This is a genomic window from Shewanella sp. 3_MG-2023 (genome assembly GCF_030548765.1).
Lineage (GTDB): Bacteria > Pseudomonadota > Gammaproteobacteria > Enterobacterales > Shewanellaceae > Shewanella.
The window spans coordinates 32,527-57,781 of the sequence record NZ_JAUOSH010000029.1 but is presented as its reverse complement, the minus strand read 5'-3'; the positions used below and the strand labels follow the sequence as shown (position 1 = coordinate 57,781).

Below are 25,255 nucleotides of genomic sequence, written 5' to 3'. Positions count from 1 at the left end.
TTTTTTTAGGAGCCTTAAGACAGAATGGATACCAACTACAGGGTATCGTAATTTTACTGAAGCGCAGAATGAAATTAGTTACAGTCTCTAGTTAAGGCATATAACGTATATTTTTTAAATACCCAACTATCAAAACTGAAAACCTTTGGAGGTGACCAGCCAATTGAAAAACCTGTTCGTCCTGTTGTAGAAGGTTAATCACATTAGTCTTAAAGATTATCAGTATGCCAGTAACACGTATACTCCTTATTAATAGTTAACCGCTGAATCATTAACTATTCCAAATTTGTGACAAAGTGATCAATAAATTACAAAACGTAAGCGCTATAGCGCAGTAATAAAACTAGAACTGTCTGGGTTAAATTAAAAGTTATGAAAAAATTATCAATTTTCACCTTGTTATTTGCTTTCTCTCCTTGCCTATTTGCCAATGAAGTAAAGCTTTATTGTCAGTATTTTGGTGATAGTGATGGTGAGAAAATGCAATTGGAAGTTACAAATGAAAAGTTAATATGGACAGAGATCTTACCCCAGCATGGTGTGCAAAAACAAAACTATGAACGCATTCATAGTGAATATGGGGTTGACCGATATACTGGAAAAGACGCTTCTAGCTTTTTCACCATTCAGAAATCGAATAATAATTCATGGGATATGACGGTTGCTTTATTTTACCCTGACGGCTCTCTCCACCTTGGATTTATTGAAAAATTAGTTTGTGTAGAAAATTAGCCTGAGCATTAAAGTATTTGTTAGTGAAAATTCTTAAGTGGTTCGTTTGCGGCATTGGCCTCTTAAAGAGCACACTGTAAAGTGGGCAAAGCCAAAAGCGAGTATTGCTAAATAGGAGTGTACCTATATCAAGTCATTTTCTTGATTTTCTGAACAGTGGTGGTACTGATGCCAAGCTGATTGGCTACCTTTCTAATTGATAGTCCATCATTTAAAAGTGCTATGACTTCAGTTGGTTCTACAGTTAATGGGCGTCCTTTATATTTACCTGCTGACTTAGCTTTAGCAATCCCTTCTCGTTGACGTTCCAGCATCATTTCGCGTTCAAACTGGTACACTGAACCAAGTAGATTAAGCATTAGCGTGTTCATAGGGTTTGAGTGTTCAGCGGTGAAAGTCATCGCTTCTTTCTTAAATTCAACAGTTACGCCTTTATTATTAAAGAATTTAATCAAGCTAATTAAGTCTTGAATATTACGGGCTAAACGGCTTATGTCATGCACTACTACGGTGTCACCACTTCTACAGTAACTTTTTAATTCATTCAGTTTTGGACGCTCTACGGTACTACCAGAACAGGTGTCGGTATAGCTTTGATCTAAATTAATACCATCTAATTGACGTACAGTATTTTGGTCAACTGTTGATACCCTGATATATCCAATAATTTGAGGCATGTTTTCTGTGTCACTTAAGTTTTAGATGTTGCCACTGTGGTGTGTCACAAACTAATTATCAACTTAAATGACACTATTAATGATTATTCGTGATACGTGTCACTTGGGTGTACTTAAAATGAACGCTGACGTTCTAACCAGTAACATTTCACTATCCATTTTTAAAAACTGAAAACGATAATGCTCTGATTGCTAACGGATTAGCTGAAGCCGTGATTTTCGAGTGTAAATAGTCGTTAAGTCTAATTGGGAGAAGAAATTCTACATCTTAGGTGAGTTATAAAGTTGTGGGTGTAGGCAGCGCTGAGTTCGACTTAGATGGGACGCTTTACTTTGATAGAAAATTCAACATCACCCTCTTGTGATTTGTTGGAACTTTATGTAATACTTGGGGAAATTGCTTAAAAATATAATGGAGTATAGTATGACATCTGCAGCACTTAAGATTGAAGAGTCGACCGCGTTGGAGATTCGCCAAGGATTAACAAAAGGGAAAAGTTCCAACCCTGCAATTCAGCGTCTGCGTCTTCGTGTAATAACAGAATCAGATGCTAGCCAAGTTATCACCAGTTACGACCGCATGCACCATCGCCATAATCGCTCTTAAGTGAAGATAGTGGGCATTGCTAAGTTTTCATCATTTTTGGTGAAAGTCGCTTCACGATGTAACCTTGATTGCGATTATTGTTATGTCTATCACCACGCAGATCAGAGTTGGCGTTCTATGCCAAAACTCCTTTCGGTGGAGCATCGTGAATTATTTGTGCATCGTCTTCAGGAATATATTTTACAAAGTGGCCTGACTCGTTGTGCGGTTATTTTTCACGGTGGCGAACCCCTATTAGCTGGCGCGCAAACAATAGTTGATTTCGCCACCACGCTTCGTAAAGCATGTAACATACCAGTAGATGTTAGTATCCAAACCAACGGAGTCCTGCTCACAGAGGAATCTCTGAGACTTTTTGAGAAAAATGATATTGGTATATCACTCAGCTTAGATGGACCAAAATCAGCCAACGATAAACATCGATTAACCCGCAAAGGGCGTTCTAGTTTTGTTGAGACTGAACAAGCGTTGATCAAGCTTCAACAGTACCCATCTATTTTCGCTGGTGTAATCGCTGTTATTGACGTATCAACAAGCTCTAAAGAGCTTTTTGAGTATTTTGATCAATTTGAGATACCTCAGTTAGATTTTTTACTACCAGATGCCCATTGGCTTCGACCACCTCCAAATAGAGACCAAGTTCCGACTGTTTATCAGGAATGGTTAGTTGATGCTTTTGATATATGGTTAGATCAATATCCTCATATTAAGTTGAGAACGTTTGAATCATTGTTAGATGTTTGTGCTGGGTTGCCTTCTGGGACAGATGCCTTCGGTTTGGGAGATGTTAGTCTTTTATCAATAGAAACGGATGGCAGCTATCATGATTTGGATGTTTTGAAAGTTACTCAAGATGGTGCTACCAAGCTTACAGGTAACCTATCCGACACTTCTATTTCGGAAGTAGCCTTATCACCTTCAATTGAGCTACATCGGCGTTATTTACGTAAAGAAGGCCTAGCTGACGTTTGTCAGGCGTGTGACATTGTTGATATTTGCGGCGGTGGAGCTTTACCTCACCGATTTAATAAAGATGGTTTTATCAATCCGACAGTTTACTGTGGGGAGATGAAACGACTAATAAACCACATTAAAATTCGCTTGAAGGAGCTTTTGTCTTCAGAAAGGGGCGAAGAGGCATCATGCCCTTTACCCGAAAAGTTTTCTCTTGAGAACTTTGAATTGGCTGAGACATCAAAGCCATCGCTTGATTCACTGCGTGACGGTGCATTAGCCGAGTCATTTAAGGAGCTGAGGGCTGCTTTAGAGCTTATTAATAAGCCGATAATACTAAGCGAATTAGAATTGTTGGCAAGTCATCCTGGTGCGATTGCTTGGTCTAAGGCCATAAATGCTAAGAAACAAGGGCAGCTACTGCATTCGATAGATGGTCATGAAGTTAATGTCTCACCTGATTATTTCGATTTTCTGCAGTCAGCATTGGCTAAAGGCAGTGTGAAAAATACTTGGGATGTAGGTCTAAACGACTTTTGGCTTCGAGCCCCATTCGGTAAAACTATTATCTTTGAAGGGAATGAGCTTGTGAAGGCCGGCCGAGAACTAGTCAAGCAAGCTATGGATATAGTAAAAAAGTGGCGTCCAGCTCTTGCAACTGAAATGACAGAAACATGCCGTGCAGTGCAATTTATTAGGGATCCAATGGCTGATCCACGAAAAATTGTCTCGTTCAGTGATAACTCAGTTCCCGGAGCCCTATATATTTCAATATTTCAGGGTGAGGGGTTAATAGACCCTTACGACCTTGCAGACTCGCTAATTCATGAGCATCGTCACCAAAAGTTATACTTGTTTGAACGTTATGCTCAGACTATAGAGCCAACTGATAAACTCGTTGTTTCCCCATGGCGCGAAGATCTCAGACCTCCTTCAGGGTTATACCATGCTGTCTTTGTATTCGTTGAGCTGAGACGTTTCTGGATATATGTTCGTGACTGTGGTCCTAACAGGCTTCGCTCTCGAGCTCTTAATCAGATTGCTGATTCAGACTGTCGTCTTAAGCAAGCCTTTGATACCTTGGAGCAATGTCAGTTAACACAAGCTGGGCAGAAATTAGCGGATATACTCAAGCTAGCATCGAAGGAAAATAGTTCAAATGGACTCGTTGATTTCCATTCCACTGACTCGGTTATCGCCTAACAAATTGCGCAGGCATGCGCAGCTCCGAGATTATTTTTGTGACAAAGATGCGATCGCAACTCAAGTAGGGGATGAGTGGCAACTCGAATTAGAGTGGTCAAATGATCCTTATAGGTATGTTGACCCTCGTTTAAATGAAGGGCTTTCATGGTGGGGAAATGAACTACAATTTAAAGATATGGCAGTGGCACGCAAGCGTAAAGGTCGTGTACTGCTATCTTTAAATGACACATGGACATTAGAAAGTTGGAGTGAATGGTTAAATCGGGATACCGGAAAAAATAACGTTGTAGTTCTTCATGTAGATGACCACAAAGACCTTGGTTCACCGAGAGTATTTTTAAGCCCTAACGGTTGGTTAGACCCTATAACAGGTCGGGCAGTAGATTTAGATAACCCTAATTCAGTTTCTAAAGCAATTGAAAGTGGTGCGTTTGGCATGGGGAGCTTTCTTACTCCTTTTTTACATTTTATTCCACATTCCGATGTGCGTCATCTTTGTCAGGCTCCTAAATGTACGGATACGTCTGATTTTGCTATTAGATTAGATACAACCCCTGATTTATTGCTTAACTTAGATGCTCGTCGCCCTACTGTTAACTTAGAGGAAACAACAGCTTTAAGAGCAAAGTCCAACGGAGCGGTGCACGGCCGCTATCGTTTCACAAACGATCTCGATGCATGGCTCGAAGGTCTAGACCTTCAAGTGGAGGAAAATGATATAGCATTTCTGCTCCATATAGATATGGATTATTTCTGTAATCGTTATGATGGAGATAGTGATGCAGTGCTTCACCCTTGCCCATTAGACCTCTCATTATCGCAAGTATTAGAACAGATAGATAATCTAACAGAGGCACTAAGAAGCCGCTCACTATTAGAACGTCTCGATGATATAGTGATTGCTTTATCTCCCGGTTTTTTTCCGTCAGAGTTTTGGGCCCCAAGTTGTGAGAGGCTCCTTGAGGCATTTGGTGAACTTTGATGGCTCGGCCAACTAATACGAAACGCATCAGGCGAGCAACGCCAAAACCTCCTTTAGTAAAAGCTAAATCAAATCTTGGCCCAGTTAGCACTGATGATATTGAGCTAATTAGCACTACAGGTACTCGAGATAAAGGAGGGGGAAGTGGCGGCGAAGCTTGGACTGTAATGGTGGATGGAAAAAGAGCCGGAAAGGCTTATATAAATATGTTAGATGATCCGATAAGAGGTCTTCACCCATCATTTCATATATTTTTAAATCGTCAGAGCCAAGGACGCCATATTGGACGTGTTGTTTATAAGAGCTGCTGTTCTCGTAGCAAATATGATGTCATTTATGCCCACATGCGCAAATCAAATATTGCGTCTCGAAAAGCTGCGGAACATGCAGGGTTTGTAGATGTAACTTCCCAAGAGGATATGCAACTCGTAATGGTATGGCGTAAGCCTAGCTAGACAAATATAGATAAAGTACACCTAAGTGCTTATGTATGAGCGATACATAATATAGAACTATTCTAGAATTATGTTGCTACAGAAGGCAGATTTTAAATAACCTCGAAGTGAATAATGCCCCCATGACTAACATTCAGCTAGAATTTGAGAAAAAGACCAATGATTTACTGATATGGAAAGGACAGGTTGTAATGTCTAGATCTGAAGAACCATATTTCAAAGCCATTTTTTCTAGTCTTAGTTATCTACAGCCAAAAAAAATACTCGAGATTGGCTTTGGGTTAGGAATTTCTGCGGAATTGATTCAAAAGTATCTGAAGCCAAAGTTGCATGATATTTATGAAATTGAGAGTTCTATTTACAATGATCTGGAAGAGTTTGCAGTAGGGCGACCTTCAGTTCGAGCACACTTGGGAGATTGGCAGAGACAGCTAATTAAGCAGAAATATGATTTTATCTTTTATGACCCGTTTGATTATATAGAAATTGAGGGGTTCAATTATGAAAAGTGGATTAAAGCGCGTGCTAAAATGGCTGAACGAATGAAAAAGTTATTAAGTGTGGAGGGAGTTCTGTGTCATCCCCACTTTGGAGATGGCGAGGTTCCTAGCCTTCCAGGCTTTACCACAATCATTGTTGAGCGATTAAAAGTTTCACCTATCCGAATGGCAGACGAGACATTTTGTGAGGATGCTGCTGTGATATTCCACAAACCAAACAAAGAAAAGAGCTGTTCTGATAAACCATAAATAGGTTGCTTTCGGAAAACAAGGTTGAATATTCTGAAGGGTGTTAGTTGAAGGTCGATAGTAAACTTTGTTGCCTCAAAAATTTTAGTAACCGATTGTTTTTTTGAGGCTTTCTAAGGTTTTACGTATCTCATTTAAATCCGTGCACATGTGGTATATGGCTTGGTATACATCACTAAAATTCCCAGCCACTTGAAACTGTAACCCTCCCTTATATCGATCATATTTTAAGAGAGTTTTCTTTATTTAACCGCTCATATAGCTTGGGCGGTAGATCGTTTAGTGATTCATGGGGCCGATCATAATTATATTCTTCAAGCCAACTATCCGTGATTTCCCTTACTTCAGTCAAGCTGTTGAACAAATAACAGTCCAATACTTCATTTCGATAAGTTCGGTTAAATCGTTCAATAAACGCATTTTGAGTGGGCTTACCTGGCTTAATAAAGTCTAACTTAATACCGTGTTGTTCAGCCCATATCTCAAGTGCATGTGAGATAAACTCAGGCCCATTATCTTGCCTTAAACGCTTAGGGTAACCGCGATAGGCTGCGATTCTATCCAGTACACGTATTACCCGTTGCGCAGGTAAGCTTGAGTTGGCTAAGTTGTCTTATCGGCCAGCTCACCTAATAGTACGAAGCCCGCTTATCGAAAGATAAGCGGGCTTTTTGCTGTCTAGTCTATCAGTAACTTATTTCATTACCGCTTGTTGGAAACGGTTACCTGCAATGGCGCCGATGACAAGTACCAGTAAATATACCCAACCAGATAATGAGAAATTAGCAATTGGGGTGAACAAGGCGCCGACATTACAGCCGTTAGCAAAGCGTGTACCAAAGCCCATTAACAGTCCACCTAAAGCAAACAATGCCAGCTGTTTGGTGGAGTGGTTTATGGCAAATGAGAATTTAAATTTACCCATAAATAACACCGCGATGAGCGTGCCTAAGAAAATCGCGAAGTTTTGTACTGATACCCCGTGTTCAAAAAAAGGCGTGCTGAACATAGCTTCAGGGCGCTGGCTTATTTCGGTAATGGTGTTCATTTCAACCCCAAACAACATCAAACCTTTAGCAAACCAAATACCAAAGGGGGTCGATGCGCCCCAGCCTGAGCCAGTACTTGCCATCATGATGCCAAAAATAACGGCAATAACTAATGCTGTGGTGCGCATTTGCCACAGGCTGGCAAGCCAGTTTTGATATGTTTTACGGCTAAATAACGTGAACTGTGTGTCTGCATCACGGTTAACGCTTTGGGATTGAAGCTGTTGACGCTCAATTTCACCGGCGACACCTAAGTATGAGCCTTTACGGCGGCGATAGTTTTCATATTTTTTGGCAATAATCACCACGGTTAACGCTAAAACTATGGTCACTAAAATTGACATGAAGTAACCATTTAGCGGCGTGCCAGCAAACAAGTCGGGTAAAAATACCCCTTTACCTTGATAGCTTGCTGATGAAAACCAGCTATCCGTTATCCAGCTTTGGCTGCTTTGTAATGGAAAGCCAAAAAAGACTCCCGCGCCAAAAAACACTAAGGTAATTGCCGCTCTTGGCACATCACTGACAAACTCCACCATCATCCCCGTTGCGCAGCAACTGGATAAGCTCATACCTGCGCCAAACATGATGCCGCCAATCAATAGCCCTGCATTAATGGGGTTAATCCATAAATCATAGTGCTGGCTATCAGCGTTAAGCAATAAACCGGCATTGATGATGGCAGTGATCACAAACATGAACATCAGGGTTTGCAATAATTGAGTAGAGCCGCGGCGGTAAGCGCGGTTAATACTGCCTGCAAAACCGATGGCGCCTTTGGCTAACGCAAAGCCTAAACTAAGGCCTAATAACAAGCGTAAAAACAGCCCGTCATTGGCTAATTGAGTCGCACCAACCACTAAGGTTAATAGCAAAATGGCAACGGCCATCACCGCTTGATTTTTATTTATTTCCACTAGACCAACCCACTACATTTGATAACAAACTAAAAACAGAAATTAAACAAATGGCATTATTTTCAAGTGTTTAAGTGCATTTGCTATTTTTAGGGCGATTATGGTGAACTTGCCTGTAGGTGTCTATCACCATCGGCTGGTTTAACTAGACCGCTTTGTCATAACTCATGCGATAAGGTGAATGAAAATGCCCGCGACCTAATAGCTAAATCATCCGTTACATGATCGCTTAGTGAGCGACCTAGTGAACAAATGGGCAGCAATAACGACCAATATATGTATTAAAGCCCTTATTAATCAGTAATGAGGCTAAGTTTATTGAGTTTCTTGCTCATGGGGCGCATTATCTAAACTCGACTTCTTTAACATAAAATCACTTCAAATAATGAAAAAGCCCAATGCTGCTACCGCGCCGACTCCGCTGACAACTGATGTAAAAACGTCGGCGACAAAGGCTGACTTTCCTATTATTGGTATTGGTGCTTCTGCTGGCGGCCTTGAGGCCATTGAGCAGTTTTTAAGCCAGGCTAAAGCTGATTGTGGTATGGCTTTTGTGGTGGTGCAGCATCTAGACCCTCACCATAAAGGCATTATGTGTGAGCTGTTGCAGCGTGTAACCCCGCTTAAGGTGCTACAAATTAGCGATCGCATGATGGTTAAGCCCAATCATGTATATGTTATCCCGCCCGCTTATGACCTAACTCTTTTAAATGGGACATTACTGCTATTTCCTCGTGTTGAGCCCCATGGGTTACATTTACCGATAGATTATTTTCTTAAGTCTTTAGCGGCTGATAAACAGGCTCAAAGCATTGCGGTGATTCTGTCGGGAATGGGCTCAGACGGCACGCTTGGGTTACGGGCTATCAAAGAAAAATTTGGTGCAGTGTTTGTACAGCGCCCTGATACGGCCAAATTTGCCAGTATGCCTAAAAGTGCCATTGATACCGGACTAGTTGATGCTGTAGCACCCGCAGATGTGTTAATGGATAATGTGGTTAATTACCTCAACCACATGCCTATTCAGGTTGAAAATACTGAACAAGATCACCACGACATTAAAAAAGTCATCGCCTTGCTGCGATCCCATACAGGGCATGATTTTTCCCGTTACAAAAAAAGCACCATTTATAGACGTATTGAGCGGCGCATGGCTTTGCATAAGCTCACCTGCATTGCTGACTATGCTCAGTATTTACGCAGTAATGCCCAAGAAAATGAACTGCTGTTTAACGAGTTACTCATTGGTGTGACACACTTTTTCCGTGACAGTCAGGTTTGGCTGCAGCTTCAGGATGAGGTTATTCCAGCATTGCTGGCTAAACACCCAGAAGGCGGCACCTTGCGAGCTTGGGTACCTGCTTGCTCTAGCGGTGAAGAGGCTTATACATTGGCAATCGTGTTTCAAGAAGCCTTAAAGCAAGGGAGTTATCCCCAGCATTTTGAGTTGCAGATATTTGCCACCGATCTTGATAATGACGCGGTTAAAAAAGCCCGAGCTGGGATCTACCCGGCGAGTATTGCAGATGATATTGCTCAAACGCGATTAGATCATTATTTTGTGGCCAATAAGGCAGGTTACCGCATCGGTAAAGAAATACGGGAAATGGTTATTTTTGCCCAGCAAAATCTGGTCACCGATCCACCATTTACTAAGCTTGATTTAATCAGTTGTCGAAACTTGTTTATCTATTTAGAAGCGGATTTACAGCAAAAGCTGATCCCCTTATTTCATTACAGCTTAAATCCTGGTGGGGTGCTGGTGTTAGGCACCTCTGAAACCATAGGTAAAGACGACGTCCTGTTTAGTGCTGTGCATGAAAAACTGCGTATTTATCAGCGATGCGAGACAATTGAACCGATTAATTTAATGAGCTTTCCAAGCAGAACCTCAGGTGGCTATTCACCTGAGCAAATGTTTGAAAAACTGGTGCCCGCTAAAACCCAAGGAGTTGATGATTTGAACTTAGAAGACTTGACCCAATCGCTGTTGCAAGAGCACTTTGTGCCAGCGGCGTTGCTGACCACAGAGCAAGCGGATATCGTCTATATCAATGGTAAAACTGGCAATTATTTAGAGCCCGCAGCCGGTAAAGTGAATCACAATCTATTTGCAATGGCTCGTGAAGGTTTAACTGCGCCCATAAGTGAAGTGTTTAATCGGGCTGTGCGCCAAAAGAAGAAGGCTGAACTAAGAAATATTAGTGTGGGGACTAATGGCAATACAGTGCAAGTGGATGTGAGTGTGCAACCATTGCTGCAACCTGCAAGTCTGTGTGGCATGGTATTGGTGCTGTTTAGTGAATCATCAATGCAGACTTCGGCTTTAAGCACGCACAGTAGCGCTGATGGCGTTGATAGCGCTACTGATACTGATGAAATAGTTGCCTTAAACCAAGTCCTGCAACAGGCTCGGGATGATTTAAGGATCACCACCAATGAGATGCAGTTTGCACAAGAAAACCTCAAGTCGACTAATGAAGAATTACAAAGCACCAATGAAGAGCTGCAAAGTACTAACGAGGAGCTGACCACCTCTAAAGAAGAAATGCAGTCGATGAATGAGGAATTACAAACCGTCAATCATGAGCTAAACACTAAAGTTAATGAGTTGTCAGAAGCCAGTGATGACATGAAAAACCTGCTTAATAGCACCAATATTGCCACCTTGTTTTTAGATAGCGATCTTAAGGTGCGCCGTTATACCACTGAAACACGCAGTATTTTCAAACTCATTGCCAGTGATGTTGGTCGTCCGATCACTGATTTAGTTAGCTCGTTAATTTATCCCGCCTTGGCTGATGATGCCTGCGAAGTGCTGCGGAGCCTGATATTTCAGCAAACAGAGGTGCAAACCCATGATGGTCGCTGGTATATCGTGCGCATCATGCCTTATCGCACCCAAGAAAACCTCATCGATGGCGTAGTGATCACCTTTAGTGACAATACTGAAAACAGAATGGCGAGTATTGCCATGACGCAATCGGAATCGCGATTCCGATTATTATTTGAAAATTCCTCCCATGCAGTTGCCTATAAAAGAATCATTTTGAACAATGACAAAGCGGTAGACTTCAACTATCTTGAAGTAAACAACGCTTATGTTGGCATAACCGAACTACATGACGTAATTGGAAAAAATGGCAGTGAAGTCATTCCAAATATCCTCCAATCGAATAGTGACTTTATGTCTGCTTGTGGTCGCGTCGCGATGTCTGGCAAGCCAGAAAAAATTGAGTATTACGTAAAAGAAACTAAGCAATGGTTTGAATGTTCAATGTACTCACAACAGCAAGGGCTGTTTGTTTGTGTGACTGAAAACATTACCGATAAAAAGCACAACTTAAAAACCTTAAATAATGTAAGGGAAATACTTAAGCGGGGGAATAACTCCTCTGAAGCAGAGCTTAGGAATTTATTGGTGGATGTACAAAATAATCTGGAGAAACTTTGCAAGATGGAATAGCAAAGTGATATCCAAAGGCAAAGGAAGATAGCCATGACCAAGTGCACGCAATGAACAAGGGTATAAAGCCAACTATTCAAAGCCTGAATTCATTGCGTAAGGATTCTATGCAGTGTCAGCATAAACATGATTGCAATGATTGCAATGATTGCAATGAGCGCTGCTTACTAACAGGTGAGGTTGCAGCTGAACGATTATTACATGAGTTACAGGTGCATCAAATCGAATTAGAGATGCAGCAAAAAGAGCTAATAGTGGCCAGAGATATCGCCGAATCAGCCGCTACAAACTATAAAGCATTATATGATTTAGCCCCAGTAGGTTATGTTTCGCTTAATCGCACTGGGTATATCACTCAGGCTAATTTTATCGCTGCAAGCATGTTAGGTATGCCCCGCAAAAAAGTACTGGGTAAACGCCTTGGAGCATACTTAACTGAAGACTCCCTAGTGCAATATAACGCCCACCTTGCCAATACTTTTCAAGGCGTTGACTCTCCAGACAGTGAGATAAAACTTAACATCGATAATAAGCTAAGCACGGTACAGTTAAAGCTTACTATTAACGAAGATGGCCTTGAATGCCTTAGCGCACTGACAGATATCACTGCCAATAAACAAGCTGAAATAAAATTAAAATTAGCCGCCAGTGTATTTAGTCATGCTCACGAAGGCATCATGATCACCGATTTAAAGGGCAATATCCTTGAAGTTAATGATACTTTCACTCAGATAACGGGCTTTAGCCGTCAAGAGGCCATTGGTAAAAACCCACGAATTTTCAGCTCGGGTCGACAGTCTGCAGACTTTTACGAGGGCATGTGGAGTACGCTGAAACAGCATAATTATTGGTGTGCTGAAATATGGAATAAACGCAAAAATGGCGAAATTTATCCGCAAATGCAATCAATCAGTGCGGTGCGTGATGTGTATGGTAAGGTCATGCACTATGTCTCCATGTTTACTGATATTACTGATACTAAAGCGCACCAGCAGCAACTAGAGCATACCGCCCATCACGATATGTTAACTGGTTTACCCAATAGAGCATTACTGGCCAATAAGTTAGCGCAGGCACTAAAGCAGAGCCAGCGGCGTGATAAAAAGCTGGCACTGGCTTATCTTGATTTAGACGGCTTTAAAGCCATTAACGATACCCACGGCCATAGCACTGGCGATCAATTCTTAGTTTTAATTTCACTGGCGTTGAAAAGTGCGCTGCGTGCAGGAGACTTTTTAGCGCGTATTGGCGGTGATGAGTTTGTTGCAGTGCTGAGCGACCTTGAACAGGCCAGCGATTGTGAACCAGTATTACAGCGGATGCTGGTGGCAGCATCGCAAAATATTATTTGTAATGAAGAAATATTGCAGGCTTCAACCAGTATTGGGGTAACACTGTACCCACAAAATGGCACCGATCCAGACTTATTGCTAAGACAAGCTGATCATGCGATGTATCAAGCTAAAGACGCAGGTAAAAACTGTTATCTATTTTTTGATAACGACTCTGCAGAGGCCTCGAAAACGAAACGAAAGAGTCTTGAGTGTATTATTCAGGCCTACGAAAACCAAGAGTTTGTTCTTTATTTTCAGCCTAAAGTAAATATGGATACTGGGAAAGTAGTGGGGGTTGAAGCATTGCTGCGCTGGCAGCATCCGCAACAAGGATTATTGCTGCCAGAAGTCTTTTTACCCATGATTGAAGACCATTCAATCAGTATAAAAATAGGCGAGTGGGTAATTGATACTGTACTTAAACAACTAGATGAGTGGCAAGAAAAAGGCTTAACGATTCCCGTTAGTGTCAACATTGGTGCTAGCCAATTGCAAAGTAGTGACTTTGTCGCCAACTTAGCAGCAGCTTTAACCACTTACCCTAATATTTCTCCCGAGCTATTGGAAATGGAAATATTAGAAACCAGCGCCTTAGAAGATATGGACAAAGTCAGTCAGCGAATGAACGCCTGTTTACAAATGGGCGTTAAGTTTGCCTTAGATGATTTTGGTACTGGTTACTCATCACTTACCTACCTTAAAAGCTTGCCTGCTACGAAATTAAAAATTGATCAGAGCTTTATTCGGGATATGTTAACAGATACGTCTGATCTGGCCATTTTGAAGGCTATTATCGGTTTAGCTGATATTTTTGACCTTGGGGTCATAGCTGAAGGGGTAGAAAACAAGGCACAAGCTGACAAGCTGTTATCACTTCACTGCACTATAGCTCAAGGTTATGGTATTTCTAGACCTATGCCAGCAGCTCAGGTGCCTAAGTGGGTGCAAGCTTGGCACTGCAATCCAACTTGGACTGCGTAATTCTTAATGCGAATAAAAGCGCTCTAATTCACTATCACTTACCCTCATAACTCAATTCTTTGCTTCCTAATCAAGTAACTAAAAAGGCTTCTTTTGTATCATGATTAAAGACTGTCGAATCCCCTTTAAAAATAGGCTATGTTAATGAAATAAACAGGTCGCTCTTACGGGCTTTAAATGCTGTTGAGCATGATTTAGCATTTGGATGTAAAAACGGTTTATGGGCATTATATAAGGCGCTTAACGCAGCAAATTCAGCATTTAGTGATGGGACTTACCATGAGTAAAATTTTTCTAATTCGTCACGGCCAAGCCAGTTTTCATGCCGATGATTATGATCAGTTATCTGATTTAGGCATTGAGCAGGCTAAGCTGGTGGGGCGATATTTAGCCAATAAAACCATTACGCCAGATCTCGTGATAACAGGCTCAATGTTACGCCATCAGCAAACCGCGCAGCATAGCCTAGATACCTTTGGTTTGGCCGATGATGCACTGATAAGTTTAAGTGAGCAAGATGCTGGCTGGAATGAATATGACCATCAAAATATTCTCGGTGCGTATCATCCTGAGTTTACCAGCCCCAGTAAAATGCGCGCATTTTTAGCTCAAGAGCCCGATCCTCTCGCGGCTTTTCAGCAGCACTTTTTCGGCGCTATGCAGCAGTGGACACAGGCATCTGCAACGGCTAAGTTAAATGAAAACAACCTATATACAGAATCTTGGAGTGATTTTCAGCAACGGGTCATAGGTGTTTTTGAGCGCTTAACCAGCGAGCATCACGGTAAAACCATTTTGGTCTATTCATCGGGCGGACCAATTAGCGTGATTGCCAGTTTATTATTGGGATTGCCGCTAACACAGTTTGTCGATATTAATTGGTCATTAGTCAATGGCGGCGTGACCAAAGTGGTGGCCAGAGGTCAGGACAAGCAGTGGTCATTGTCGTCATTAAATGAGCACGATATATTCGAGCAACAAGGGGATAAAAGGATAATTACTTACACCTAAGTGCTTATTTTTGCTGTAACAGCGCCTAAAATGGGCTTAAATAGCCCATGTAAATAATAAAAATAACTCATCATAAAATGGATAATAAGATGCGAAAAAATATTTTGATCACCGGGGCAAGTTCGGGTTTAGGTCGAGGAATGGCCATTGAATTTGCAAAACAGGGATCTAACTTAGCACTGTGTGCCCGCCGAATGGATAGGTTAGTTGAGCTCAAGGCTGAGCTAGAACAAATTAACCCGCAAATTAACGTGCTGATAAAAGCCTTAGACGTGAATGATCATGAGGCTGTTTTTAGCGTTTTTGATCAATTTAACGCTGAAATGGGGCCGTTAGACCGCATTATTATTAATGCGGGCATGGGTAAAGGTGCTTCTATTGGTACTGGGTATTTTCATGCCAATAAGCAAACCGCAGAAACCAATTTTATTGCCGCACTTGCACAAGCTGAGGCGGCAATGGCTATCTTTAGGGCTCAAAATTCAGGGCATTTAGTCACCATATCATCAGTCAGTGCAGTACGTGGTTTTAGACGGGCAATGACAGTTTACGCAGCCACTAAAGCAGCGCTAACATCTCTTAGTGAAGGCATACGTATTGATGTAATGAATACCCCGATAAAAGTAAGCTGTATTCACCCTGGTTTTATTCAAAGTGAGATCAATGAAGGGGTTGAAAAAATCCCCTTTATTGTCGATACCGAAACCGGTTGTAAGGCGTTAGTAAAAGCGATTAATAAAGAAAAAGCCAACGCTTTTGTGCCAGGTTGGCCATGGGCAATTTTGCATTGGGTATTGCGAGTCGCACCTGTTAGCGTTATCCGTAAATTTAGCTAACATTTTCTTAAATCAAGCGCCATAACAATGGTTGAAAACTGACACGTATCTAGCCTGTTTATTCTTTGAATAAGCAGGCATTTTTATATGCATAGGCCAGAGATATCTTACCGTAATTGTATTGAATGGTTAGATCCTTCAACAGTGAGTCGAAAAACTGCTTTAATTAAGTCATAATTTTTATCGTTAATGCTGCTGAGTTTTATTGTGCTAACCCATATTGGTATTTTTGGGGACGGCCGATTCAGTACTGGTACTCTTTTTACTTGGTTAGGTACTTCATGTTTAAAAAAATCTCATTATACATTTTAGCGATGGCTTCTTGGCAAGCATCTGCTGAGCAGTCTTATTTTTTTGACCAGCAAGATGGCCAATTTGATCTTGGCTATCACCTCGCTGAAAATGCCTATGGTTTTTTACCGGTTCCTATTTTAATTACTGAGCCTGCAGTTGGTGCTGGTGGTGGTTTGATGGGCTTGTTTTTGCACGAAACCGATGAAGAAAAAGAACTACGTAAACAAAAAGCCCTTGAGTCTATTGATGGCGGCGCCCAGTTAATTCCTGCAGCAATGACCTTGGTGGGCGGCGGCGCGACAGCCAATGGTACTTGGTTTGCTTTTGCGGGGCACCGTCATTCTTGGTTAAACGATAGTATTCGTTATACCGGCGGCGCAGGTGCTGCTAAGGCGAATTTAGATATTTATACTAATTTAGGTGGCTTACTACCTGAAGGGAAAAACCTCAAATTTGATACCACTACCGAAGCTTACTTTGCCATGCAAAAACTGCAGTTTAGAGTGGCTGATACGCCATTATTGTTGGGCTTAAAACAGCTATGGTCAGTGTCCAGTGTCTCATCATCAAACGCTGTAGTTGATTGGTTTTTGCAAACCGCACTGGGTGATAAACATACCACCTCAGGTCTTGGTTTAGTGGCCGAGTATGACACTCGAGATAATATGTTTTTCCCGAAAAAGGGTTACATTTTATCGGCTGAATACATGTTATATGATGAGGCGTTAGGTTCTGACAGTCATTACGGTACCTTAGATACCAGTGGCGAGTTTTATTTCCCTATTGCTAAAAAGTGGACCTTTGCGGTCGCTGCTAGTTATCAGGAATTGTATGAGAAAGACACCAGCCTTTCACCTACCACTAAGCCTTATGTTGATCTTCGTGGTGTATCAGCATTTCGCTATCAAGGTGATCAAGTCGGCACCTTACAAGCGCAGTTGATGTATCACATAGATCACCGCTGGACGGTATCGACCTTTTACGGTTACGGCCAAACAGAGACAGAGACGGAATCAATACAAGACAGCAGCGACTCCGTTAATGCTTATGGTGTTGGCTTTCGCTATCAAATTGCCAGACGTTACGGCATTCATATGGGAGTGGATGTCGCCGCCAGTGAAGAGGAGCGGGCATTGTATTTTAACCTAGGCTCGGGCTTTTAATCGTCAATCAGACACTTAAGCACATATTAATTGGCAATCAGTTTATATGTGCTCTTACCTTTATAAGTACTATTGAATTCAGTAGTAGTCAATATCATCTACCAGGGACTTAGTTATAATTCTTACACTTTTAATTAAGCACTTTTCGATAATAAAATTATATTTAACTGATAATTGATTACACTGTTTAAATTGGGTTGTCTCTATGTCTGTATTTTACAAATAGTGTTGCTATTTTATCTTTGCTTATGTCTTTATTAACAATCTAATCATTTTGTAACTGCTGTAGGTTATTAATAATTAGGGTTTGAATAATTTAAGAAACTATTTTTATTAATTGCCATTTAATTTGTTGGTAATTTAAAGTGTCGCGGCGAGGCTTAAGATGTTTATTTGTTGTTGCTCAGGTGTTTGTTTGCGGCTTGATTGGTGTTTATTTTGTGAGAAACACTTGTTGCAGCCAGGTTTTTAATTTAAATTTTCAAAACTAATTTTATATTTATAATGTTATCAGTAGCAGTAGGCGAGTAGTACTGAATTGTTTTCTATTTTGGTCAGATTTGAAATTTATTGATCATTTCAAGAACAAGTGTCATTTCAATTGACTGGGACATAAGCTCTACCAATCATCACAATCATAAAAGCTAAGGTTTTGTAATTAAACATGGTGCCAAAGGCTAGAGTAAAATAGAGGTCTGAAATTTTGGTTTTATCTTATCTGTCTGTACTTTAATTATTTTATGTTTTTGATTGTGGCAGTCTCTTGCTGTCGAAACAATTCAGAGTGTTGTTTTTTATTCATATCTTGAGGGTTATTTTTATCCTAAGAGATACTTGTTGAATATATGTGCTGTTTTTATATTAACTGAAATATTTATGAGGGGGTAAGTTAAGACTTAAGGTTTTTAGCCGTGAGTCTTAAGCTTGTTTTTCAAACTATATCTGTAATTTTTATTTTTACGTTTGTTGCTTGTTTTCTGCGTTGTTATTTTTTTGACTTTAAATTCAAAGCTGTTTTTTGTTTTTACTGTTGTTTGAAATAAAATCTTCACTTTACTTATTTGCATGTTTTATTTGATTTACTCCCGCCTTTACTGATGCTGAATATATCACTTGAGATTAATTGACGATTCTTAATCTGTAGTAATTGTTCGGCATACAGATTTAAATAAAATAATTATTCGGAATAAATATGAAATTGAATGCTAAGAAGCTTCTGCTTGCTACCAGTGTTGCAGCAGCACTTACAGGTTGTAATAGTTCATCAGACGATAAACCAAAAGACGATACCATTAGCATGGAAGTTCGTTTGATGGAAACCACAGATATTCATACCAATGTAATGCCATACAATTACTTCGAGAGCGCAGATCACAACGAAAACAATCTGCCTGAATGGGGCTTAGCGCGTACTTCTTTAGTGATTGCTGAAACGCGTGAAGAAGTCGCCAATAGCATGTTATTTGATAATGGTGATTTAATCCAAGGTAGCCCAATGGGTGACTACATGGCAGCGCTAGGTGCAGAGCATCTTAAAGATGACAAGCATCCGGTTTACAAAGCGATGAACCATTTAAAATATGATGCGGCTAACTTAGGTAACCACGAATTCAACTATGGCCTTGAATACTTAGATGAAGCGCTTAAAGGTTCAGATTTCCCTTATGTTAGCTCAAACGTATGGAAAGCTGATAGCTCGCTTGAAAAAGTCAGCAATGCAGCAGATGAATGTGAAGTACGCATTACTGAAGATTTTTATGACAGCGCAGAAAATATGTATAACCCATATGTCATTTTAGACCGTGAATTTATTGCCGAAAATGGTGAATCATACAATGTTAAAGTCGGTGTCATTGGCTTTACACCACCAGATATTATGGGCTGGGATGCTTCGCATCTAGTGTGTAATGTGATGGTTTCAGATATCAAGAAAACCGCTGAACATTTTGTGCCTATGATGAAGGCTGAAGGCGCAGACGTTATTGTTGCTATCCCGCATTCAGGCCTCAATGACAATAATGATGAGTTTGCTGAAAACGCAACCTTACACCTTGCTTATGTAGACGGTGTTGATGCCATTATGTTTGGTCACGACCACCGTGAATTCCCGAATGCAAATAATGAATACGGTGAAATTCCAGGGGTTGATCCTGAGCTTGGTTTAATTAATGGTATTCCAGCCATCATGCCAGGTTTCTGGGGTGCTAAGTTAGGGGTGATTGATCTTAAACTTAAATCTAGCGATGACGGCGAGACATGGACTGTTGACCATTCTCACTCTACAACCGAGCTGCGCTCACTAATTCCAAATGAGTCTGATGTTCTTATTGAAGATCTAGTAGTTGAAGAGCATGAAGGTACAGTTGATTACATGTCAGCAATGATTGCTAAAATCGATGTCAACATGAACAGCTTCTTCCCACAAGTGGTACCAGATTTATCCATGCAAGTGGTTAACCAAGCACAGCTTCATCAACTGAATAAATGGAAAGCAGAAGGCGAGTTTGCTGATGCATCTGCAGACGCTATTTTCATGTCTGTATCTGCGCCATTTAAATCTGGTCGTAATGGCGGCGCCGATTACACCAACATTCAAACTGGTGAGCTAACTAACGCTTCAGTTGCTGATATCTATGTATTTGATAACAATACCCCTGCCGTTTTAAAAATGACCGGTGCGGATATGAAAAACTGGATTGAGTGGGTTAACTCAAATGCTTATAACAGCTTACCATTAGCTGAAGGTGAGACTTTCCTTGTTGAAGGCTTCCCTGGTTATAACTTTGATGCCTTCTACGCTGGTTTTAACCAGTCAGGTGAAGGGCTACTTAAGTACACAATCAACGTTGAAAACCAATCAAAGTACACCAACATTAATGGTTGGGAATTTGATACAACAGACAGCAAGCAGTTAGTTGAGCTTACCTATAACGGTGTTGAAATTGCTGATGACGCAGAAATCTATGTGATCACTAACAACTACCGTGCATCTAACTCGCGTATGCCAGGTGTTGATAATGCTGAGCTAGTTAAAGAAGAAGCGGCATTTAATAACCGTGAATTGGTGCAGTTCTACTTAGCTGATCGTTTAGCTGAGCAAGAAGGTGATAACACCTTAGCCTTCCCGAACGCTAAAGTGTTTGAGCTTATCGCGCCAACGACAGAAAGTGTTTCATTTAGCTCAGCTAAACTTGAAGAAGGTATTCGCTGTGCAACTAATGAAATCACTGGTTTGTCTACAGACGGTGAAGACGGTACTAAAGAAGGTACTGAAGGTTTCACTATTTACAACTTTAACTTTGATTACAGCGGTGAATTTAACTGTAAAGCTAAAGGTCAGTAATGCTGATTTAGCATTAAAGTTTAGCATTAAAGTTTAGCATTAAAGTTTAGCGTTAAAGTTTAGAAAGTATAAAACCCTACTTAATGATCAGTAGGGTTTTTTTATGTGTTAAATTCAGTGATTTCTCGACATATTGATGCTGCTCACAGTTACGGAGCATCATTATTGCAGAGTGTGAACCACCTTAAGGTTTACCAGCGTAAAAGCACGTAGGTTATTACCATTGCTATTTTACTTTGCCGCTACAGGCAACTTTCAGTACAAGGATCTATCATGTTTGATTCAAAACCAGATAAAGCTTTTTTCGATCGCGCTAGTCAGTTTATTAATGTTGCTAATGAGTTTAATCAAAATCCCAAGGTAAAAACGGGTGAAGTAAGCGCTTCATTCATGTATTCCTTAACCCGCTACAATGCTTGGTTTGCTTCTACTGGTTTTGATAATGCCGAAGAGATGCAGCAGAAAAAAGCTGACATGGTGGCCTATTACACTGAAGAGTACCGCAAGCTGCTTGAAGGCAACATGGAAGATTACATTAAAAACTTTGATCATTACCGTAAAACACAAAAGTAAACCTGTTGCTGCACAGCGCAAGATTATGATTTAAAAAATCCACTATTAGAGTATCGTTAAGATAATCGACAGTGGATTTTTTTATCGTTAATTATCTTGGTGTTGACGATTAAGCCCTATCAAGTGTCTCATTTTATACTCCGAGTAATGTTAATTACCCCGGCAACAACGGCATCGCAGTTTTGTTTCCAATAGAAACGGGCAAGACAAGATGACCAAGTTCCTATGTCGCGTTGTGCTTAGCAGTACTGAGTACTCTGCAATCTGCAATCTGCAATGTGAAATGGGCTCATCAATAGGTGCTATAGCGCTAATTGTTGCCGATGCAGCCATGCTACCGGATTGCCTAACAGTGGTAACTGCCATACACCATAATGCTCATCATCTTGTAGGCGGTAGTAGCGAATATCATTATCGAACAATAGGCTGCGGCGCAACGAGCTGTAAAAAGTGAACAGTTCGCCTTGTTTTCCTAAATGTTGATCTGGAGTGAGGTGTTGATGGTCAACGGTCATGAAAAATACACTTATGTTGTGACCTTCTTGCTCTATTTGTTGCTCATTAAATTGATAACGAGCTTGAAACTGTATCGATGCCCCATCGCAATTTAACAGGCTAATACAGGCATCAACCGTCATAATGCCTGCTTTGTCTTCGTTGTAGAGCAAGGCCATCCTAAAATCGACTCTTACGATGTCACCAGATTCAGTCGGATAATAAATATAATTATTATAATGTTGCTCGGTTAATTCAGTTGTTTGTACAGCCGCTTTGGGTAAGGTTAATTGATTTCTGGACGGCGTGGTGGTGAGCTGTATCTTTTGCGTCAGCTGCTGTAATTGTACTGAAGATATTAAGGCGTTATGGCTAACGGTATTGAGCAAGCCCGTTTGAGCGCAATCACCTTCTGGGCACATTGCTAAACTGTAGTAATGATTGTGTTGTCCTAGCCATTGGGGCTGGGATGGATTAATTATGGGCAGCGGCAATGAATCACAGTGATCTTCTGAGGTCGCCTCAATTACTGCTGTTAATGGATGTTGTTGGCATAACTTAAAAGGCAGGTTTACTGAGGACGGTTGCCATAATCTATACCCTATAACGGCGATAATGATACTCAAAAATATCAATATAACCATAGCCTTCATGGTTAGGGTTGCACGGGTATGTTTATTTTGCTTTGTGGCCTGTGGCGCGTTTAATGCGTAACCATGACGCGGAATGGTTTTAAGCTCTATTGACTCATCGCTGGCAAGCTTTCGTCTTAAGGTACTGATGCATTGATTGAGAGATGCATCAGTCGCATTGCGGTTAGGCCAACCAGCTGATTGTAAATCGGTTTTAGTGGCGACACCTTCAGCCAGTATTAAATGTTTTAATACTGCATTTTCTGAAAACGATAATGAGTGCTGCTCACCTGTTCTAGCATCCGTCAGGGTTTGTTTGTCAGAATCGAATAGCAAGTTGGCCAGCAACAACATGAAAATTCCTGAGTGGTTAAGAAGAGATATAATATAGCGGAATGTGGTTGATGTTGATGTGAAAGTGGTCAAAAAAAATGACCTTCCTCAAATAAAAAGGGGCATAAATGCCCCTTTGAGAGAGTGATGATGAATTTGGGGATTAATTCAATTTATGCTGTTGTTTGAGTTTGTCTAATTTATGGCAAGTCACACAGGATTCTGTTTCCAGTTCATCCTTAGGGACACCAAAACGACCGCCATTTTGCTCCATATGCGCACGTACATGGGGCTTAATTACCATGGTATTGCTGTCTTCGTCATACCGCTTGGCATGGCATGAATAACAAGTTGCCGACACTGGGCTCACATAAGCATCGACGTTAACATCAGTGGCCGGATATGCTCTGCTATCAGGATCATAAGTCAGATCCAATGCTAAGGGTTTGCCTTCTTCAGTTAAACGCTCTGCACCAAAAGTGTCACCTTCATGACAACGGTAACAGTTGGCTTGGTTAGCGGGGTAATTTACTGAGCGGATCCAATCCGGTTGTTTCTGAGTTGCCCGCTGGTTGTTATGTAATGAATGCATCCAGATTTTATGATCTGGGTGACTCACAACGAGTTGCTCAACAAAGTCTTTGTCACCTTGCACAGTATGACGTTCGCGAATGGCTTGGGTCGGTGGAGTATTGGGATTATGACATGCGACACACGCATCAACGATATCAGCAGTTGAGGTGCCGTAGCCTTTACCGCGAGGCATCATAGGCATAGGCTTAAATGCAATAGCTTCTTCACCGTCATTACCGGAGAAACAGGTCGTATTCGCCAGCTCAAGGTTTGATTCAGTATTGCGAGAGTGACAACTGCGGCAATTTAGCTCGGTAGTATCCGTTTCTTCATTGTAACCATGACAAGAACCGCAATTTTTGTTTGACACAATTGGGCGACGTTGAATTTCATCACGCAGGCCATTGGCATCAAAGAACCAACGTTTGTTATAGGTAGCATTGCTCTTAACGCCTTCGGCACCACAGGTCGCTGCTTGACCTAAATCATCCGTACAGAAAAAGACTCGATTCGAGATAAAGCCATAATTGTCTGAGGTGTCACCTGCAAAGGTATCATTCATCTCAATTGGCCCGACCCGGTAAACAAGGTTGCCATCAACTAATGCATGCACAGGCGTTAAGGGACGTAATCCGCTTTGCTCTGACGTCATTCGTTTGGTGGTTTTACCGTAAACAGTATAGCCGCGGCCTTGTCCCATGTGACCAGCAAGCCCTATACCGTCTTGTTGCCCTTGGGTGAAATTAACATCAATGCCCCAGTTTACGTACAACTCAAGCCCGGTTAAATAATCCCAATCTTTTGCTTCTGTGCTAGTAAAAGGCAGCGCTTGGCCTTGTTGATCTTCAAGTCCAACCACGATTTCTGCAAATGATTCACCTTCAACATCAACAATCTTCGCATCGCTAATGTTGACATTCATTAGGCTGCGGCCAGCGATACCGGCATCGGCTTTGCCTCGGTGTTTATCATAGACATGCTCGGCACTATGGCAGCTTGAGCATTGGCTGTTATCACTCATACCGCTATGATCGATGTTGGCTTCTTCTAAGTTATGACAACTAGAGCAATTTTCACGAGTTGGCATTGTTTGCCAGTTTAGCGCTTCAGTGTGTTCGGTTGTTTCTTCATTGTTGTGACAAGCTAAACAGTTACCAACGGTCTCAGAGCTAACACCAATATGCTTTTGATGAGCAATTATAGGCCATGTTTTATCATCATCGACTCTGCCTGCAGAGTGGCAAGTGGCACAGTTTTCTAGGCTATCACCGCCATGTTTAATGCTGGCAATGTCTTCATGACAGCTTAAACATGTTTGACTATCAACAATATTACGGGTGAACGATAGCTCAGAACCATCGACCATGTAATCAGTGTTTTGATATGTGGTCGGCACTAACTCAGTGCCATTTACGCGGAGGATAACGCGTTGAGGTAAGCTTGCATCATAGCCATTTGGAAAGTAACTGCTATCGGCTAAGTTGGTACCCATTGTGTATTGGTATTGGCCGTTAGCAAAGTCGGTTAGCTCTCCTGGGCACTCTTCATTGCAGGTTTCGTTGAGCAGGTATTGCCAAGCAGAGCTATCACCATTAATTGGTGCGAGTAACTGAGCGGCTTCAACTCTAATGCTGTTAATTTTTGTGACTGGCGTCCCTTGTTCATTTTCAGCAGAGAATTTAAGGGTAATATTACCTTCAGAGACAGAAATATCTTCAATATCGAGGGATAAAACCTTCGCTGAAGGGCTGCTAGGTGGTGGTGAAATACCGTCTTCACCATCACGGCCATCGTTACCACACCCTGCCATAACAAGAGCGGCTAGTGACATGCTATATGCCCATATGTGCTTTTTATTGTTCATCATGATCATCTTAATTTTAGGATTATTAG

General features: G+C 41.3%; 17 protein-coding genes and 1 pseudogene. 13 read left to right on the top strand and 5 right to left on the bottom strand.

Annotated elements, in window-relative coordinates; genetic code table 11:
- The first annotated feature begins 372 nt into the window (after positions 1–372).
- Positions 373–732 carry a hypothetical protein gene (locus tag Q4591_RS15770; protein ID WP_303461850.1) on the top strand — a complete coding sequence of 120 codons (360 nt, stop codon included), beginning with the start codon at positions 373–375 and terminating at the stop codon, positions 730–732.
- 128 nt (positions 733–860) lie between these two features.
- Here the strand turns inward: Q4591_RS15770 and Q4591_RS15765 are convergent, their stop codons facing one another.
- Complete coding sequence (locus Q4591_RS15765; protein ID WP_303461848.1) at positions 861–1,409, bottom strand: recombinase family protein; 549 nt, start codon at positions 1,407–1,409, stop codon at positions 861–863.
- A 424-nt stretch (positions 1,410–1,833) separates the two neighbouring features.
- Here Q4591_RS15765 and yhhA point away from each other — a divergent pair, with 424 nt between their 5' ends.
- The 5 genes from yhhA (at position 1,834) to Q4591_RS15740 (ending at position 6,362) form a co-directional block, all read left to right on the top strand.
- Positions 1,834–2,016 carry a YhhA family cyclophane-containing RiPP gene (gene yhhA, locus Q4591_RS15760; RefSeq protein ID WP_303461846.1) on the top strand — a complete coding sequence of 61 codons (183 nt, stop codon included), beginning with the start codon at positions 1,834–1,836 and terminating at the stop codon, positions 2,014–2,016.
- On the top strand, positions 2,017–4,173 hold the full coding sequence (gene yhhB / locus Q4591_RS15755; RefSeq protein ID WP_368501228.1) for a cyclophane-forming radical SAM/SPASM peptide maturase YhhB: 2,157 nt from the start codon (positions 2,017–2,019) through the stop codon (positions 4,171–4,173).
- On the top strand, positions 4,130–5,158 hold the full coding sequence (locus Q4591_RS15750; RefSeq protein WP_303461842.1) for a hypothetical protein: 1,029 nt from the start codon (positions 4,130–4,132) through the stop codon (positions 5,156–5,158). Before yhhB ends, Q4591_RS15750 begins: the two co-directional genes overlap by 44 nt.
- Complete coding sequence (locus Q4591_RS15745) at positions 5,158–5,613, top strand: hypothetical protein (RefSeq protein WP_303461840.1); 456 nt, start codon at positions 5,158–5,160, stop codon at positions 5,611–5,613. The genes Q4591_RS15750 and Q4591_RS15745 overlap by 1 nt, the downstream gene beginning before the upstream one ends.
- Before the next feature lie 191 nt (positions 5,614–5,804).
- The gene (locus Q4591_RS15740; protein WP_303461838.1) at positions 5,805–6,362 is read left to right on the top strand and encodes a hypothetical protein; all 558 of its coding nucleotides are present in this window, start codon (positions 5,805–5,807) and stop codon (positions 6,360–6,362) included.
- Between the two features lie 220 nt (positions 6,363–6,582).
- On the opposite strand, the pseudogene Q4591_RS15735 reads toward Q4591_RS15740, so the two are convergent.
- Both Q4591_RS15735 and Q4591_RS15730 read right to left on the bottom strand, forming a co-directional pair.
- Positions 6,583–6,963 (bottom strand): annotated as a pseudogene (locus Q4591_RS15735) (integrase core domain-containing protein); the annotation flags it as partial.
- 93 nt (positions 6,964–7,056) lie between these two features.
- Positions 7,057–8,328 carry a YeeE/YedE family protein gene (locus tag Q4591_RS15730; RefSeq protein WP_303461835.1) on the bottom strand — a complete coding sequence of 424 codons (1,272 nt, stop codon included), beginning with the start codon at positions 8,326–8,328 and terminating at the stop codon, positions 7,057–7,059.
- A 385-nt stretch (positions 8,329–8,713) separates the two neighbouring features.
- Here Q4591_RS15730 and Q4591_RS15725 point away from each other — a divergent pair, with 385 nt between their 5' ends.
- From Q4591_RS15725 to Q4591_RS15695, 7 genes are all read left to right on the top strand, one after another.
- Positions 8,714–11,794: a chemotaxis protein CheB gene (locus tag Q4591_RS15725; RefSeq protein WP_303461833.1), complete on the top strand. Its 3,081-nt coding sequence runs from the start codon at positions 8,714–8,716 to the stop codon at positions 11,792–11,794.
- A gap of 50 nt (positions 11,795–11,844) precedes the next feature.
- Positions 11,845–14,109 (top strand): GGDEF and EAL domain-containing protein, encoded by a 2,265-nt coding sequence (locus Q4591_RS15720; RefSeq protein ID WP_303461831.1) that lies wholly within the window; start codon positions 11,845–11,847, stop codon positions 14,107–14,109.
- Positions 14,110–14,388: 279 nt separating this feature from the next.
- A complete protein-coding gene (locus Q4591_RS15715; RefSeq protein WP_303461829.1) occupies positions 14,389–15,120 on the top strand; it encodes a histidine phosphatase family protein in 732 nt (243 codons plus the stop codon).
- An 89-nt stretch (positions 15,121–15,209) separates the two neighbouring features.
- The gene (locus Q4591_RS15710; RefSeq protein ID WP_303461827.1) at positions 15,210–15,956 is read left to right on the top strand and encodes an SDR family oxidoreductase; all 747 of its coding nucleotides are present in this window, start codon (positions 15,210–15,212) and stop codon (positions 15,954–15,956) included.
- A gap of 281 nt (positions 15,957–16,237) precedes the next feature.
- Positions 16,238–17,413: a BamA/TamA family outer membrane protein gene (locus tag Q4591_RS15705; protein ID WP_303461825.1), complete on the top strand. Its 1,176-nt coding sequence runs from the start codon at positions 16,238–16,240 to the stop codon at positions 17,411–17,413.
- A gap of 1,192 nt (positions 17,414–18,605) precedes the next feature.
- The gene (locus Q4591_RS15700; RefSeq protein ID WP_303461823.1) at positions 18,606–20,756 is read left to right on the top strand and encodes a bifunctional 2',3'-cyclic-nucleotide 2'-phosphodiesterase/3'-nucleotidase; all 2,151 of its coding nucleotides are present in this window, start codon (positions 18,606–18,608) and stop codon (positions 20,754–20,756) included.
- Positions 20,757–21,029: 273 nt separating this feature from the next.
- Positions 21,030–21,329, top strand: coding sequence for a DUF3144 domain-containing protein (locus Q4591_RS15695; protein WP_303461821.1), 300 nt, complete (start codon positions 21,030–21,032; stop codon positions 21,327–21,329).
- A 302-nt stretch (positions 21,330–21,631) separates the two neighbouring features.
- Here the strand turns inward: Q4591_RS15695 and Q4591_RS15690 are convergent, their stop codons facing one another.
- A complete protein-coding gene (locus Q4591_RS15690) occupies positions 21,632–22,810 on the bottom strand; it encodes a winged helix-turn-helix domain-containing protein (RefSeq protein WP_303461819.1) in 1,179 nt (392 codons plus the stop codon).
- A gap of 142 nt (positions 22,811–22,952) precedes the next feature.
- On the bottom strand, positions 22,953–25,229 hold the full coding sequence (locus Q4591_RS15685; RefSeq protein ID WP_303461817.1) for a cytochrome C: 2,277 nt from the start codon (positions 25,227–25,229) through the stop codon (positions 22,953–22,955).
- Between the last annotated feature and the right edge of the window lie 26 nt (positions 25,230–25,255).

Coding starts and splice junctions, on each gene's coding strand:
- Q4591_RS15695 (WP_303461821.1), top strand. CDS start 21,030: ATGTTTGATTCAAAACCAGATAAAGCTTTTTTCGATCGCGCTAGTCAG.
- Q4591_RS15750 (WP_303461842.1), top strand. CDS start 4,130: ATGGACTCGTTGATTTCCATTCCACTGACTCGGTTATCGCCTAACAAA.
- yhhA (WP_303461846.1), top strand. CDS start 1,834: ATGACATCTGCAGCACTTAAGATTGAAGAGTCGACCGCGTTGGAGATT.
- Q4591_RS15705 (WP_303461825.1), top strand. CDS start 16,238: ATGTTTAAAAAAATCTCATTATACATTTTAGCGATGGCTTCTTGGCAA.
- Q4591_RS15715 (WP_303461829.1), top strand. CDS start 14,389: ATGAGTAAAATTTTTCTAATTCGTCACGGCCAAGCCAGTTTTCATGCC.
- Q4591_RS15700 (WP_303461823.1), top strand. CDS start 18,606: ATGAAATTGAATGCTAAGAAGCTTCTGCTTGCTACCAGTGTTGCAGCA.
- Q4591_RS15765 (WP_303461848.1), bottom strand. CDS start 1,409: ATGCCTCAAATTATTGGATATATCAGGGTATCAACAGTTGACCAAAAT.
- Q4591_RS15690 (WP_303461819.1), bottom strand. CDS start 22,810: ATGTTGTTGCTGGCCAACTTGCTATTCGATTCTGACAAACAAACCCTG.
- Q4591_RS15770 (WP_303461850.1), top strand. CDS start 373: ATGAAAAAATTATCAATTTTCACCTTGTTATTTGCTTTCTCTCCTTGC.
- Q4591_RS15685 (WP_303461817.1), bottom strand. CDS start 25,229: ATGATGAACAATAAAAAGCACATATGGGCATATAGCATGTCACTAGCC.
- Q4591_RS15740 (WP_303461838.1), top strand. CDS start 5,805: ATGTCTAGATCTGAAGAACCATATTTCAAAGCCATTTTTTCTAGTCTT.
- Q4591_RS15725 (WP_303461833.1), top strand. CDS start 8,714: ATGAAAAAGCCCAATGCTGCTACCGCGCCGACTCCGCTGACAACTGAT.
- Q4591_RS15710 (WP_303461827.1), top strand. CDS start 15,210: ATGCGAAAAAATATTTTGATCACCGGGGCAAGTTCGGGTTTAGGTCGA.
- Q4591_RS15720 (WP_303461831.1), top strand. CDS start 11,845: ATGAACAAGGGTATAAAGCCAACTATTCAAAGCCTGAATTCATTGCGT.
- Q4591_RS15745 (WP_303461840.1), top strand. CDS start 5,158: ATGGCTCGGCCAACTAATACGAAACGCATCAGGCGAGCAACGCCAAAA.